Origin of the sequence: Vreelandella aquamarina (assembly GCF_020075495.1) — a bacterium.
Lineage (GTDB): Bacteria > Pseudomonadota > Gammaproteobacteria > Pseudomonadales > Halomonadaceae > Vreelandella > Vreelandella aquamarina_A.
The window spans coordinates 379711-393557 of the sequence record NZ_JABYQT010000001.1 but is presented as its reverse complement, the minus strand read 5'-3'; the positions used below and the strand labels follow the sequence as shown (position 1 = coordinate 393557).

The following is a 13847-nucleotide window of genomic DNA, read 5'->3' as shown; positions in this document are numbered from 1 at the left end:
GAGTCATCGGCCAGGAAGCGAGTATGCCAAACACGAGTATCGCTAAAAAACGCTTGGCGCGCCTTGCGTTAGCTACATTGATCAGCGTCGCGTTCATCATAGCGGTTTGGCTGGCCGGCAGCCACTGGCTGCTCAACAGCCAGTGGCTGCCCAACCGGATTTCCCAGTTCGAGGGTATCGACATTCGCTGGAGCCAGGGCACAAGCCGCCACCCCGGGCGCTGGGAAGTGGAGAATCTCTACCTTGCCCGTGACGACGAGACGCTCCCCATCAGCATCGAGGCCGAACGTGCCACGCTGAGTCTGTCGCTGTTGTCACTCTTGCGCGGCGAGCTTTATATCAACGCGCTGGATGCTGACGGAATCCGCCGCTTGCGGGTGGGCGATATTGCCCTGGAGGCGCAAGGAGCCCTGCACGTAGCCGATACGGCCCTAAGCCGCGAGCATCTGGCCGTGCCGGACATGACGCTGGCGATTACCCAGGGCCGCCTGGTTCGTCTGAGCGATCAGGCCACGCTGGTCAACGCCATCGACCTCGATGCCACCGCCTCGCTCGATGACGCCACGCCCACCGACCCTGCCACCGGCGAGCTGAACCGCGAACTGCTGGCGGCACTGTCGGCCACCCTCGATATCCATGCCCAAGCCGACGCCTGGGACGTGTTCATGCCCTACCTCGAAGCCCTGCCCTGGCTCTTTCTGAACGGGCGAGGCGAGCTGACGGGCAATATCGAGCTTCGTGAAGGCATACTCGAAGAACGAAGCCGCCTGAACCTCGACGCACCGGAACTGCGCCTCACGCTGGATGAGCGGCAGTTGCAGGCATCTACGCACCCACCTGCCTGGATCATTGCCGACGAGCCGCCGCCCCGGCATACCGCCACCGGCCAAGGCAGCGTCACGCTTAGCGTGGAGGAGGGCCGGCTCGGCTTTACCACGCGGCTTTCCAACGTCACCCTGGCCGATACCCAGCCCTACGCGGTAGATACCGCACTGCGTCTGACCAGCGACACCGCCAATCGGCGTATCGACCAGCTACAAGCGCCGACCGATGCCGAGCTTGCCCTGGAAGGTAACATTACCAGGCTGGACATGCTGGACCCCTACCTGGCCGAGGTGCTCGATGGCCAGGGTATTCGCCTGACAGGCAGCGGACGGGTAGACGCCTGGGCACGCGTGCGCGACACCCAGGCGCATGACGGTCATCTAAAGGTCGAGGCCGAGGCCCTGTCGGCCAGCACGCAGGGCTTTCGGGTCGAAGGTAACGGCACTCTGGATGCCGAACTCGCCGATACAGCCACCCTGACCGCCACGCTGGATGTCACCCAGGCCAGGCTGACTCACCGTAAGCGCACCCTGCTTGACGGCGCCGCCATCGAGGTAAACCTGCAAAGCCCCATCGACCCGGAACGGGCCCGCGAACAAGCCACCGCCACGCTTGAATGGCATACCGCCCGTCTACCGGATATCCGTGTGCTGCAACCCTACCTCAATGCCTACCTGCCGACCCCGGCACCGCTTGAACTGATCAGCGGCCAGGCACAAAGCCACGGCGCGCTCAGTATCCATCCCACCCAGCTCAGCGGCGATATTCACCTGGCGGGTAACGGTCTTGCCATGCGCTGGCTGCGCAGCGATGAAGACACCACCTTGACCAGCGACATGCAGCTTGCGTTAAAGCTCAACCAGGCAGCCCTTGATGGCACCTCACTGGATATCAGCGGCAGCCGCCTGCGCTGGCAGGTGGCCGAAGGCACTCACAACGGCGAGCGACTTGAGAGTATTCTGGCCATCCGCGAGGCGCGTCTTGCGCGCACGGACGACGTACCAAGCGGCCAGTTTCGCCTGGAGGGCAGCGTGCAGCGCCTGGGGTTTCTCAACGCTTTTCTACCCGATGCCCACGGCCTGGCGCTGTCGGGTAACGGCCAGCTGTTCGCCCAGGGTGCATTCCGCGATAAACGCCTGCTCGCGCCTACCCGGCTGCGCATCGATGCCAACCAGTTAGAAGTGGCCTTTCTGGATTACCTGGCCACCGGGCGCGGTGAGCTGACCGCCCAGATTGACAGCACCGAGCAGGCGCGGCTTTCACTCGGCATTCCGCAATTTTCCCTGCAGCGCCAAGGCGATGACCGGCCCCACGTCGAAGGGCGCCATTTTGCCTTGACCACCCAGACAGCGCAGCTGAGCGAGGTACTAAAGTCGCCGGCACCGGAACATTTCGTCACACGTATCGCCCTGCCGATTACCGACGTGCCGGACTTTACCCGCTACAACCGCTACCTCCCGGAGAGCGCTGGCATCACGCTGCTGGGTGGCCAGGCAAGCCTTGCCAGTGAATGGCAGCTGGACGGCATGAATGCGCAGGGCACGCTGACGCTACGCGCCTTTGGTGCGGATATGGCGCTGCTCGACCAGCGCCTGCGTGGCGATCTGCACCTCTCCTTGACGCTGACCGATGGCGATCTTGAAACACGCCGATTTACCGCCAACGACTCCTTTTTGCGTCTGGAAAACATTACCCGCCCCGAGGATGGCCCGTCGGCGGATGCCGGCTGGTGGGTACAGCTCTCCATGAATCAGGCCAGGCTCGACTGGGCAGACCCGATTCATCTGGAAAGCCAGCTAGGCCTCGAAATGCGCGACACAGGACTGCTGGCACGGCTGTTTCTTGCCCACGCACGGGAGAAAGAGTGGCTGGGGCGCCTGCTCAGCGTGCGCGATATCAGCGGCACGGCGGATCTGACCCTCAATGGCGACCAGGCAAGCCTGCGGGATCTTCGCCTGCAGGGCGGGCCCTTGACCCTGCTTTCGGACATCACCCTGGCTGATAAAAACGCCAGCGGCGCGCTGTATGCTCGCCTGGGAGCATTGGGGGTGGCAGTTGAACTCGAACAGAACCAACCGAATCTGCATCTACTGCAGCCCCGCCGCTGGTTCGAGCGCTGGCGCGAGGCCCGGGCCGACACTCGATGATTGGCCGCCTTATCTCTAGCGCTTTGTCTTGCCCTTCTCACGGCGAATCATTCGCACCCGCTCCTTGGCCTTTTGCGGCGTCGAGAGCGGGGTAGCGGTATCCGATTCCTTGGGCGGAATGGTGACCCAGGCAAATACCGGCAGTGCCAGCTGCCAGTGAATGGCCGCCAGGCGAAGTCCCAGCGTGACCAGCAGGGCCACGGCGATACTCACGTATAGCGGGCAACCCAAGGCCTGAAGCACCACGTAGGCGATTCCGCCGGCCATGGCTGCCGTGGCGTAGATCTCCTCGCGCAGTACCATGGGCACCCGCTGGGCCAGCATATCGCGGATCATTCCACCGGCAACGCCGGTCATCATGCCCATCAACACCGCGACCACGCCGGAGGTGCCCAGCAGCAGCGCCTTATGGGTACCGATGACCGTGAACAGCGCCAGGCCACACGCATCGGCAATGGGCAGAAAGCCGCGCGAAAGACGGTGAATGTAGTGAAACCCGACCAGCGAGACGCCTACCGTGGCCAGAATGACCCACAGGTAGCTTGGGTCGCTGACCCAGAACACGGGGCGTATACCCAGCACCAGATCGCGCAGTGTACCCCCGCCAATTCCGGTGACCGCTGCCAGTACCAGCATGCCGAAGGGGTCCATTCTGGAGCGGCACGCCAGAATGACGCCGGACAGCGCAAAGACGATCACCCCCGCCATGTCCAGCCAGTAGACCACTCCCGTCACGCCGCTCTCCTTCGTAGGCTATGTTCAAAAGACCATTCTAATCCAATAACCCTTGATGCAGGTGAAATGCGTATTGGCAGTGTCTTTCTCAAGGCGGCATGGAATGATCGCTTGATTGAAACCCAATGGAGCAGACTTGGCCCCTCACCTGAGGTAGGCTGCAGTGACGGCTTTAAAAGGAGATGCTATGGACTGGAACCCTGCTTATACCTGGCTGGTACTCGCGCTGCTGCTTAGCCTTGGGGAGTTGACCTCGGGCGCCATGGTACTGCTGGCGCTGGGCGTTGCCGCGGCCTTGACCGCCGCCGTTACCGCGTTTGGTTTGTCGCTGCCCTGGCAGCTTTTGAGCATGGGCCTGTTTACCGGGGTGCTGGTGCCTATCGGTATCTGGATCATTCGTCCGCGCTTTTCCCCTCGCGGCGTTGCCTACGGCACCACCGGCACCGGCGTAGAAAAAGGCAACTACTACAGTACGCTGCGGCGAGATTTCGACGGCGCCACCGGCATCAAGATCAATGGCGACTTTTATCGTCTTCGCGTCATCGACAGCGGCACGACCGAGCTTCCAGCAGACACCACCGTCATTTTTCAGCGTTTCGAGGGTACGACGGCGTTAGTCGCCTTGCCTTCATCATCTCCCAATCCCCTTCACGATGCTACGATTCCCCACAAGGAGCCTTAATCATGGATCTACCCATTAGCCCTGGTTTGCTGATCAGCCTGATCATCGTCGCCATTGGCATTCTGATCATCTCCAAGGGGCTGGTGATCGTGCGCCAATCGGAGGTCATGGTCGTCGAGCGCCTCGGCTCGTTCAACCGCGTACTCGAAAGCGGCATCAATATCATCGTGCCCTTTATCGAGCAGCCCCGGGCCATCACCATGCTGCGCTATCGCAAGCTGGGCGAAGAGTACCAGGCAATCACCACCGACGAGATCCGCATCGACCGGCGCGAAACGGTCATGGACTTTCCCGGCCAGCCGGTGGTCACTACCGATAACGTGACCGTACGCATCAATGGCGCGCTCTACTTTCAGATCATCGACCCCAAGCGAGCGGTATACGAAGTCGAGAACATGAGCCAGGCCGTCGAGGTACTCGCCAAGACCACGCTGCGCTCGGTGGTGGGCAAGATGGAGCTCGACAAGCTGTTTGAATCCCGCGCCGAAGTGAACAACGAAATCCAGGCCGCAATGGAGGAGCCCGCCTCCAAGTGGGGTGTGAAGATATCCCGTGTCGAGGTACAGGATATCGCCATGCCTGAAGAGGTGGAAACCGCCATGCGCCTGCAGATGGCCGCCGAGCGCAAGCGCCGGGCCACCGTCACCGAAGCCGAGGGAGAAAAGTCCGCCGCCATTGCCATGGCCCAGGGCCAGCGCGAGTCCGCCATTCTCAACGCCCAGGGCGACAAGGAGTCGGCCATTCTGCGCGCTCAGGGCGAGCAGGAGTCGATCAGGCTGGTATTGAACGCCATCGGCGAAAGTGAAGAAGACAAGCGTACCGTGGTCGGCTACCTGCTGGGACAGAGCTACATCAAGGTGCTGCCCAACATGGCCAAGCATGGCGAGCGCGTCTTCGTACCCTACGAGTCTTCTGCCCTGCTAGGCTCCATGGGCATGTTCCGTGAACTGTCGGGCTCACCCGAAGACGCCGTCACCGAACACCTCAAGCATCGCACGGAGACGAGCCATCAGCCCGGCAGCTTCCGTAGCGGCGTGGTAGGCGGTGCGGCCAGCAGCTAATTTCTCGCTTCAGAAAAACCGGGTAATCAATACCCGGTTTTTTTACGCCTGTATGACGACTATTCAAACTGCGTTTGTTGAGGCGGACTTATCGCTCGTCTGTTTACCCAGACGCTTGAGCCCGCGCGGCGCGGCAATGCGAAAAAACCGCTCGACCACATCAGCCTGGGTCGCAGGCGTCATCAGCGATACGCCGATGAATACCGGCAGGTTCAGCATCAGTCCCCAGAAGCCTGCGTGGATACCCAGCGGATGCGACCATAGGGTCGTAAATGCCACGGTGACCATGAATCCCGCCACGATGCCTGCCATGACCCCAAGTTTGGATGCTCGGGGCCAGAAGAACATGCCGATAAACGCCGGCAGCACCTGCGAGGCAAACCCGAGGCCCACCAGCAGAATCATCACCAGACTTCCCGGCTCGGCAATCGCCAGCGGCGCGATGACCAGCGCCATGACAGGCAGCAGCAGCCAGCGCGCCAGCTTCGCCGTCAACGCATCGCTGAGTTTAAACAGCGGCTGCAGGACATCCTTGGTGATGGAAAGCGACACCGAGTGGATAAAGGGCTCGCTTGATGACATGGAGGCGGCAAGCGTCCCGGCCCCAAGAAGGCCGACCAGCACGACCGGCAGGTTCGCCATGGCGTACTCCAGCACCACGGTATCGGCGCGCGCCAGGTCTGGCAGCGAGTAAATCCCGATGAATCCCACGATCACCATCGGCAGAATGACGACATAATAGGTGGGCAGCCATGTAGCGCTGCGGCGAATGGTGCGCGCCGATGACGCGCACATCCACTGGGTCCATACCGGAGGCATGAACGAGAACATCGACACGATGATCGAGGTGGTCCAGAAACTGAAGCTCATGTCGCCACGCGCGCCCGGCAGGGTCAGAAACTCGCCATGCTCGGCCTGAATGCGCTTGAAAACATCGGCCATGTCGAGCCCGCCGGTGGCACTATGAACCGCCCAGAGCCCGACCGCCCAGGCCACCACCAGCATGAGCGCCCCTTGAAAGGCGCTGGTACGGCCAATCGCCCGCTGACCGCTGATATAGAGATAAAGGGCAATGCTGGCGAGCACAATGATCACACCAAGCCAGACGGGAATGGCGCCACCGCTCATCACGAACAGGATGTAGGCCGACCCCACGGTCTGCAGCACCGCGTAAGCCACCGAGCCCACCGCCATCACCAGGGCCGCCAGCGCCCCGAGCGCCGCGCTCTGGTAGCGGTCGGCGATGGCGCTTGCCTGGGTCACGTGGCCGAACTGCGCCCCGAACTGCCACACTTTAGGGCCGAAATACCAGGCCACCAGCGCCAGGTAGGCCAGATAGACCGCCACATAGAATACCGCCACCCCCTTGGAGTAGGCCCAGCCCGGTGCGCCCATGAAGGTATACGCACTCACGCTTCCCGCCGCAATCAGCAGATAAAGCACGACCGGCCCCATACTACGTCCGGCGACCCCCCACTCTTCCAGTGTATCCATGCGCCGCCCGGCGCGCGCTTTCAGGCCGATCACCATGGCGATGGCCACGTAGCCGAGAGTAATGACTAAAGGCCAGACGCTATTCATGGTCGTCCCTCTCGACAATGCGGTTGCCGATGAGCATCACACCCACGCAGGCAAAGATGACCCCATAGCTCCATACAATCATCAGTGGTAAGCCAAACACCAGCACGGCTCGGTTGAGCAGCCCGATCACCGGCCAGATACCTGCCATCACCAGACAGATGAAAGCGGCCAAGAGCCCCCACCCAGCACGCGAAGTGGGCAGCACGAACAGACGTCGCATAGCGGTTCCCTAGTTGCGCGCTCGCAAGTCACGAGCAGCGCAAGCGTTAGTTGTTGGAAAGATGGCTGGCACCGCTTACAAGGTTTCATGGCGTGCGCCAGTGACACACACTATTCCAATTTAAAACGCAGGTGTCCACTTTTTGTGTGCACCTAGAGGGGAGGACTATCCAGCACTTGGAGAGATTCACAGAGACGAGAGAGGCAAGCATCGACAGCAAAGCTTCTTGTACGGTGGCGATAGACACACAGATCGATACGGGCCGGTTCCAGTTCGTCGGCTGCCAGCGGCACGCTGATGAGTTCCCCGCGCCAGCACTCCCGCGCCACCGCCATGGGCGGCAGGATCAACACGCCGGCGCCGTTCAGCGCCAGCGCCTTCTGGGTTTCAAGCGAGGCGGTATCAAAGGCGGGGACGAGCGTGATACCGATGCGATGCGCGCTGCGCTCGAGCGCCTGGCGCGCCCCGAACGATTCGCCCGGCAGAATGACCCGATGCCTGGCCAGGCACTCAAGCGAAACCTCCTGGGCACCGGCCAGCGGATGATCTACCGCCATGACCGCGTGATGCTCGAGCCGGGCGCTGTCCAGAATGACGATATCCTCATGACGCGGCATGAAGAACGAGATGCCGATATCCGCCGTGCCCAGGCGCAGCCGCTCGACGATTTGCCCAGCGCTTGCGATGCCGATATCAAATCGCAGCTGCGGATAGTCTCGCCCCATGTCGGCCAGTGCCGGGGCCAGCAGCCCTGCCACCACGCCTTCGGCGGCTTCCAGGCGAACGCGTCCGGTGCGCAGGCCCTGCAAATCGGCGATATGTTCCTGAACGCGCTCGAGATCACGCAAGGTGTGCTGTGCCTGGATGGCAAGCAGCTCACCCGCCGCCGTCAGGCTGATGCCGCTGGGGCCACGCTCCAGCAAGGGCGCCCCCAGCTGCTCCTCGAGCAGATCGATCTGGCGGCTGATGGCCGTGGGAGCGATATTGAGCCTTGCCGCGGCCTGACGCAGCGAGCGACAGCGTGCCACGGTATCGAAATAGTGCAGCGCGCGACCGCTGATCATGACATCTCCTTAATCACTTTCTACTCTCACTTGGCGGAACATGGTGGGCATGTAGCGTCTATCCGCCGGTAACCGCTGCAAAATGGGCGTCTCTTGGCTGCCATGATCCCCTTGTCGGGTGGCGTTGAACGCGACGGAAAGCCGCATCAACGACGATCAAGGTTCAACACCAGCAGGGCAAGCCCGGCCGATCACTTGCCCTGCGCGAAGGCGCGGGCAAAGGGCTGGCCCCAGCTATTAGCATGCATCAGCTCCTCCAGCGACAATCGCGAGCGCCAGCCCTTGGCTTCAAGTTCCGGTTGACCCAGGAATTCGCTGACATGGCCAAGGCACAGATACGCCACGGGATACACGTGCTCGGGCAGGTTCAAGACCTGACTTAGCTGGGCCGGATCAAGAATGCTTACCCAGCCAACCCCCACGCCCTCTGCCCGCGCCGCCAGCCACAGGTTCTGTACGGCAAGGCAAGTGCTGAACAGGTCGGTATCCATGATGCTGTTGCGCCCCAGCACGTGAGGGCCACCCCGACGACGGTCGCAGGTAATGCAGAGATTGAGCGGGCTTTCCAGAATCCCCTGCAGCTTGAGGCCCCGGTAAAGATCCTGCCGCTCGCCGCTGAAACGCTCGGCGGCTCTGGCGTTCTCCTGCTCGAACAGCGCAAGTATCGACGCCCTGACCTCACGGCTCTCGATGACGATGAAATCCCAGGGCTGCATGAACCCTACCGAAGGCGCGTGGTGCGCCGCCTGAAGAAGACGTTCAAGCACTTCCGGGGAAATCGGGTCGGGTAGAAACTGCGAGCGCACATCGCGCCGCTCATGAATGGCGCGGTAGACGCCGCGCCGTTGCGTCTCGGGAAAAGCATGATGGCAGTTACTCATTATATGGCCGCACCTTTCCTGAATTACGCCGCAGCGGGCTTGCGCATATCGACATGCAAAATACCATCTTCGTCGTAGACATCGCTCACGGCCGCAAACCCGAAAGACTCATAGAAAGCGGTCAGGTAAACCTGCGCACCTATCTTGATGCCCAGGCCAGGATAGGTCTGCTCGGTGAAACGAATCGCCTCGGCCATCAGTTCGCGGCCGTAGCGGCAGCCGCGAAAGGCCTTGACGGTCATCACCCGGCCAATCGAAGGCTCGACGAACTTGTCGCCAGGCCCCAGCAGGCGGATATAGGCAGCAAGCTCCCCGCCGGCCGTCGCCAGAAGATGCCAGGCCAGCGGGTCCAGCTCGTCCACTTCCGGATAAGCACACTGCTGTTCCACCACGAATACCGCTTCACGCGCCTTCACGATCTCGTAAAACTCGCGCGTGCTGAGCTCATCAAACCGCGACCAGCGAAACTCCAGGGACATACCGACTCCTCCTGTCTGTGGCGTCATATCTCGAGCGCCAAGTGTACAGAAAACGGCCGGATCAAGCCCTTGTCTCACAACGTCCGCTCAGCCCAGCCGCCAGCGCCAGGGGCTTTCTCCTAGCAAAACACCATCGCTGTCCCAATCTTCCCAGCCAGCAAACGGAATCGGCCTTTCACATGGCCAATGCGCAAGGCGTTTGGCCCAGCACTGTTTGCAGGCCTTGAGGTGTTCGCACAGCGCACTTTTCTTTTGATATTCGATACCACCTCCCTGTACGCCATAGCTTACTTGAGGTGCTAGAACGTCAAAGCCCACGTAATACAGTGAAGCATGCAAGGGCCATAGCCATGCAGCCATATTACCCGCCCGCCCAAAGGGTTGAAATGCAGCCTCCGGCGAGCCAGCAGTCACGCCTAGTAGTGCGCGTTTTCCCTTGAAATACCCACGATCATAGCGCATGCGACTGGTATAACGTCCACCATAGACCAGTACACGATCAAACCAGCCTTTCAGGATGGCTGGCTCTGCGTGCCACCATAGTGGAAACTGAAAGATCACCAGATCAGCCCAGTCAAGTCTTGCAAGCTCTCGCTGAATATCTGTAGGCAGCGCCTTTTCGTTGTAGTGATGGCGTTGTTCATCTAGTGGGGCAAAGTACTTGTCATTGGCTCGATTAAGATAGTGACCTGCGCGCTCAACCGGATCGAACTGTTCAGCATACAGGTCATCGACCTCAACCTTGTGCCCGCTTTTTTGCAACTGCTCAACGGCGATATCGACCAGGCCGCCATTTAACGAATGGCGCTCGGGATGCGCCAAAATGATCAATACGTTCATATTACTGTTCCTTCCGTGGGGTGTTACGAAAGGCTAACCTGTTCATATATGCTTACCCATCCCTTGAAATCGATAAGCAGCCTTGCATGAATGAACAGCATCTAAAGTGGGATGATCTACAGGTGGTGCTTGCAATAGCACGAACAGGCTCGCTATCCGGTGCCAGCCGGCAATTGCATATCAGCCATGCCACCGTGTTTCGCAGACTCAATGTAATCGAAGCCCGCCTGGGTACCACACTGTTTGAACGCCACCGCCACGGCTATACTCCGACACTGGCTGGGGAAGACCTGGCGGCTACAGCTGAACATATTCAAGACGAAGTCAACAGCGCCGAGCGACGTGTCATCGGGCAGGATTTGAAGCTTTCCGGCACGCTGCGCATTACCACCACAGATACGCTTTTTGCCGGTTTGCTATGCCCGATAATGGCCACCTTTCGCGAGCAGTACCCCGGTATAGCCCTTGAAGTGGTAATTTCCAATCAGTTGCAAAACCTTTCACGAAGAGACGCGGATATTGCCATTCGTCCGACTCGCAAACCGCCCGAGACGCTGGTAGGCCGCCGATTAGGCGATATCACGCTGGCGGTTTATGGTCAGAAAGAGCAATGGCAAGCCTCCAACGGCTTGCTTGACCCTAACGTTATGCTGGAAGAGAGCTGGATAGGCCCCGATGCCCAACTAGGTGATGTCGCGTTTGAAAAGTGGATGAGGAATAAAAACACATGCTATCGATTGGACAGCATGCTGGCGATGCAGATGGCGGCTCGCCAAGGCGCGGGCATTACCGTACTGCCCTGCTACATGGGCGATGCAGATGACATACTGCAGAAGATTAGTCCGCCGATTGACGCGCTGACGACGCAGCTATGGCTATTGACCCACCCGGATTTGCGCCACGTGGCCCGAGTGCGCGCCTTCATGGCTACCATCACCGAAGGGGTGTCCGGACAGCTTGTCAAAACCAATAGCGTCAATGCATCCAAGGGGAATCCTCAGGCGGAGTAAAACCGTGTCCAGGCCGCCGGCAAAAAGCAGCCACACCAGGGTTGCGGCGGTCAGCGTTCATACCAGGTTCAGGCGGTAGCTGAAATAGTAGATGGCGACCAGATACGCCGCGTAGGGAATGAGCGAGCAGAGGCCAAACAGCGCGGTAGTACGCAGATCGGCCATGCTGCGCTCGGAGCCGACGATGTAGTGAGCGATCAGCGCGAAGGTCGGAAACAGCGGCACCAACCCCGCAATGAAGAAACTTTTGGTCTTGGAGAGCAGCGCGATCGCCAGCACCGCCAGTGCCCCAAGCAGGCATTTCAGAAATAGTGCCATTACCGTTTTTCGCTTCTCGACACCCGTGAGCCTACCGGCTCACTCAAGCCCTGCCAGCAAGCGTTTAAGCAAGTCATCCAACTGCGAGCGCTGCTTGTCACTCAAGCCATTGACCAGCCTGGCCTGGGTTTCCGTATGGGCGGCCACGGCCTCGTCGATCAGTGCAAACCCCTTGCCGGAAAGCGAAATCAGAAACCCCCGCCCGTCGTCGGGGTTCTTGACGCGCTCGATCAGCCCGGCTTTTTCCAACTGCTGGAGCCGGTGGGTCATGGTGCCCGAGGTCACCATGGTCGATGCCATTAGATCGCTAGGCGAAAGCGCGTAGGGTGCCCCTTCCCGGCGGAGCGTCGCCAGTACATCGAAGGAGGATTCATTCAGCCCATAGTGCGCCCAGGTCTTCTCCATGGCGCGCATGAGCACATGGTTCAACCGTTTGAGGCGGCCAAGCGTACCCATCGGTGCCACGTTCAGGTCCGGACGCTGCTGCTGCCACTGCGCGAGTATTTTATCGACATGATCCATGATCGCCATGCTCTTGCTTTTTTACCTTGACGTCAAGCTAAAAACCCGGATAACTTGATATCAAGGTAAATCGACAAGGATAATTCATGAAAGACACCTCACCACCGCACAAGACACTTTTTCAAAAAGATCGCGTCAGCGCACTTTTCTACCTGCTGACCGGTGGTGCCCTGCTGGGCCTTTCCACCAACCTGGCCAAGCTGGCCGGTGACGTGGGACTTTCACCGCTGGCGTTTCTATTCTGGTCGCTGTGTGGTGCCGCGCTCATTCTGCTGGCGCTGGCTGCGGCGCGGGGCCGTCTGCCACCGGTCAACGCCCGCACGCTCGAGTACTATACGGTGTCGGCGCTGGTAGGAGTCGCAGGCTCCAACCTGCTGTTCTTTTCCGCCATAGCACACATTGGCGCCGGCTTTGTTGCGCTGGTCATCACCCTGCCACCGCTTCTTACCTACCTCGGTGCGCTCGTGTTGAAGATGGAGCGTTTCCAGATCATGCGCGCCGAGGGTGTTGCCTCGGCGTTGGCAGGCGCCATCATCCTGGCCGCCCACAAGATGGCCGCTCCCGATGCCGACGTGCACTGGATCCTGCTGGCCCTGCTGGGCCCGGTACTGCTCGCCATCGGCAATCTTTACCGCACGCTGCGCTGGCCAGAAGGCGTTTCCGGCGAGGCACTGGCGCCGGGCATGCTGGTCGCCGCCGTCGTACTGCTGCTGAGTGTGAGCCTGATACCGGGTCTTTCGCTTGGCCTGCCGGGCAACCAACCCGTGGCAATGCTGTTAATCGCCGTTCAGGGAGTCGTGTTTGCGGGTCAGTTCCTGCTGCTTTTCATGCTGCAGAAAACCGGCGGCCCGGTGCTGCTGAGCCTTCTAGGGTCGGTGGGTGCGCTGTTCGGCGTGCCGGTAGCCATCTTCATTCAGGGCGAAAGTGCCCCTGAAGGCTTGCGGCTGGGGGCAGCGTTCATTGCTACCGGCATCGCGCTTCTCAATATGGATAAGGTGAAGCGGCCCGCCCGAAGCAGGCCCAGCCGATAGCCGGCTGACTACGGGCTAGAGAACACGCCGCTCCATATAATGGGTATGACCTTCTGTCTTGAGAACGTAAAAGCCCATGCGCTGGTAAAGTTCCATGGCTGGGTTGATGCAGAACACCCTCAGGCGCAGCGTGTCGATGCTCGTCTGGCGCGCTCGGTCGATGGTATAGCGAATGGCCGCTGCCCCGAAACCCTGGCGCTGCCAAGCAGGCTCGATCTGCAGCTCGCGGATATAGAAGGCCTGCGTATCGTGATCGAGACACAAGACTCCCACCGGGCAAGTGTTGATGATGAGCTGATAAGTCTCGAAAGTACGCCACTCGCGCTCGAACAGGGCGCTATCCCAGTGCATTCCCAACTGCTCGTGGTAGCCGGACATGTTCTGGCGAATCAGCCGCTCGGCAAAGGCCTTATCGCTGGTTGGTTGAATGAGCGGCGTCATATCGCTATTC

The 13847-nt window shown here is 60.4% G+C and carries 15 protein-coding genes; 5 read left to right on the top strand and 10 right to left on the bottom strand.

Annotated elements, in window-relative coordinates; translation table 11 throughout:
• The first annotated feature begins 23 nt into the window (after nucleotides 1-23).
• Nucleotides 24-2972, top strand: coding sequence for a hypothetical protein (locus tag HW452_RS01805; RefSeq protein WP_224104393.1), 2949 nt, complete (start codon nucleotides 24-26; stop codon nucleotides 2970-2972).
• 15 nt (nucleotides 2973-2987) lie between these two features.
• Here HW452_RS01805 and HW452_RS01800 read toward each other — a convergent pair whose 3' ends face one another.
• Nucleotides 2988-3707, bottom strand: coding sequence for a trimeric intracellular cation channel family protein (locus HW452_RS01800; protein ID WP_224104392.1), 720 nt, complete (start codon nucleotides 3705-3707; stop codon nucleotides 2988-2990).
• Nucleotides 3708-3894: 187 nt separating this feature from the next.
• Here HW452_RS01800 and HW452_RS01795 point away from each other — a divergent pair, with 187 nt between their 5' ends.
• Both HW452_RS01795 and HW452_RS01790 read left to right on the top strand, forming a co-directional pair.
• Complete coding sequence (locus HW452_RS01795) at nucleotides 3895-4389, top strand: nodulation efficiency, NfeD-like protein (RefSeq protein ID WP_224104391.1); 495 nt, start codon at nucleotides 3895-3897, stop codon at nucleotides 4387-4389.
• A 2-nt stretch (nucleotides 4390-4391) separates the two neighbouring features.
• Complete coding sequence (locus HW452_RS01790) at nucleotides 4392-5450, top strand: SPFH domain-containing protein (RefSeq protein WP_224104390.1); 1059 nt, start codon at nucleotides 4392-4394, stop codon at nucleotides 5448-5450.
• Nucleotides 5451-5513: 63 nt separating this feature from the next.
• Here HW452_RS01790 and HW452_RS01785 read toward each other — a convergent pair whose 3' ends face one another.
• The 6 genes from HW452_RS01785 to HW452_RS01760 form a co-directional block, all read right to left on the bottom strand.
• Nucleotides 5514-7031 carry a sodium:solute symporter family protein gene (locus tag HW452_RS01785; protein ID WP_224104389.1) on the bottom strand — a complete coding sequence of 506 codons (1518 nt, stop codon included), beginning with the start codon at nucleotides 7029-7031 and terminating at the stop codon, nucleotides 5514-5516.
• Nucleotides 7024-7251: a hypothetical protein gene (locus tag HW452_RS01780; protein ID WP_224104388.1), complete on the bottom strand. Its 228-nt coding sequence runs from the start codon at nucleotides 7249-7251 to the stop codon at nucleotides 7024-7026. The genes HW452_RS01785 and HW452_RS01780 overlap by 8 nt, the downstream gene beginning before the upstream one ends.
• A 152-nt stretch (nucleotides 7252-7403) precedes the next feature.
• Nucleotides 7404-8315, bottom strand: a complete 912-nt coding sequence (locus HW452_RS01775; RefSeq protein WP_224104387.1) for a LysR family transcriptional regulator — start codon at nucleotides 8313-8315, stop codon at nucleotides 7404-7406.
• 191 nt (nucleotides 8316-8506) lie between these two features.
• The gene (gene bluB, locus HW452_RS01770; protein ID WP_224104386.1) at nucleotides 8507-9196 is read right to left on the bottom strand and encodes a 5,6-dimethylbenzimidazole synthase; all 690 of its coding nucleotides are present in this window, start codon (nucleotides 9194-9196) and stop codon (nucleotides 8507-8509) included.
• A 23-nt stretch (nucleotides 9197-9219) separates the two neighbouring features.
• Entirely contained in the window at nucleotides 9220-9675 is a 456-nt protein-coding gene (locus tag HW452_RS01765; RefSeq protein ID WP_224104385.1) for a GNAT family N-acetyltransferase, read from the bottom strand.
• Nucleotides 9676-9762: 87 nt separating this feature from the next.
• Nucleotides 9763-10515 (bottom strand): NAD(P)H-dependent oxidoreductase, encoded by a 753-nt coding sequence (locus tag HW452_RS01760; RefSeq protein WP_224104384.1) that lies wholly within the window; start codon nucleotides 10513-10515, stop codon nucleotides 9763-9765.
• Nucleotides 10516-10601: 86 nt separating this feature from the next.
• On the opposite strand from HW452_RS01760, the gene HW452_RS01755 reads away from it, so the two are divergent.
• The gene (locus tag HW452_RS01755; protein ID WP_224104383.1) at nucleotides 10602-11525 is read left to right on the top strand and encodes a LysR family transcriptional regulator; all 924 of its coding nucleotides are present in this window, start codon (nucleotides 10602-10604) and stop codon (nucleotides 11523-11525) included.
• Nucleotides 11526-11582: 57 nt separating this feature from the next.
• Here HW452_RS01755 and HW452_RS01750 read toward each other — a convergent pair whose 3' ends face one another.
• On the bottom strand, nucleotides 11583-11843 hold the full coding sequence (locus tag HW452_RS01750) for a GlpM family protein (protein ID WP_224104382.1): 261 nt from the start codon (nucleotides 11841-11843) through the stop codon (nucleotides 11583-11585).
• A gap of 39 nt (nucleotides 11844-11882) precedes the next feature.
• Nucleotides 11883-12365 (bottom strand): MarR family winged helix-turn-helix transcriptional regulator, encoded by a 483-nt coding sequence (locus HW452_RS01745; RefSeq protein ID WP_224104381.1) that lies wholly within the window; start codon nucleotides 12363-12365, stop codon nucleotides 11883-11885.
• Between the two features lie 86 nt (nucleotides 12366-12451).
• Between HW452_RS01745 and HW452_RS01740 the strand changes: the two genes are divergently transcribed.
• On the top strand, nucleotides 12452-13396 hold the full coding sequence (locus tag HW452_RS01740; RefSeq protein ID WP_224104380.1) for a DMT family transporter: 945 nt from the start codon (nucleotides 12452-12454) through the stop codon (nucleotides 13394-13396).
• Nucleotides 13397-13411: 15 nt separating this feature from the next.
• Here the strand turns inward: HW452_RS01740 and HW452_RS01735 are convergent, their stop codons facing one another.
• Nucleotides 13412-13837 carry a GNAT family N-acetyltransferase gene (locus tag HW452_RS01735; protein WP_224104379.1) on the bottom strand — a complete coding sequence of 142 codons (426 nt, stop codon included), beginning with the start codon at nucleotides 13835-13837 and terminating at the stop codon, nucleotides 13412-13414.
• Nucleotides 13838-13847: the final 10 nt, after the last annotated feature.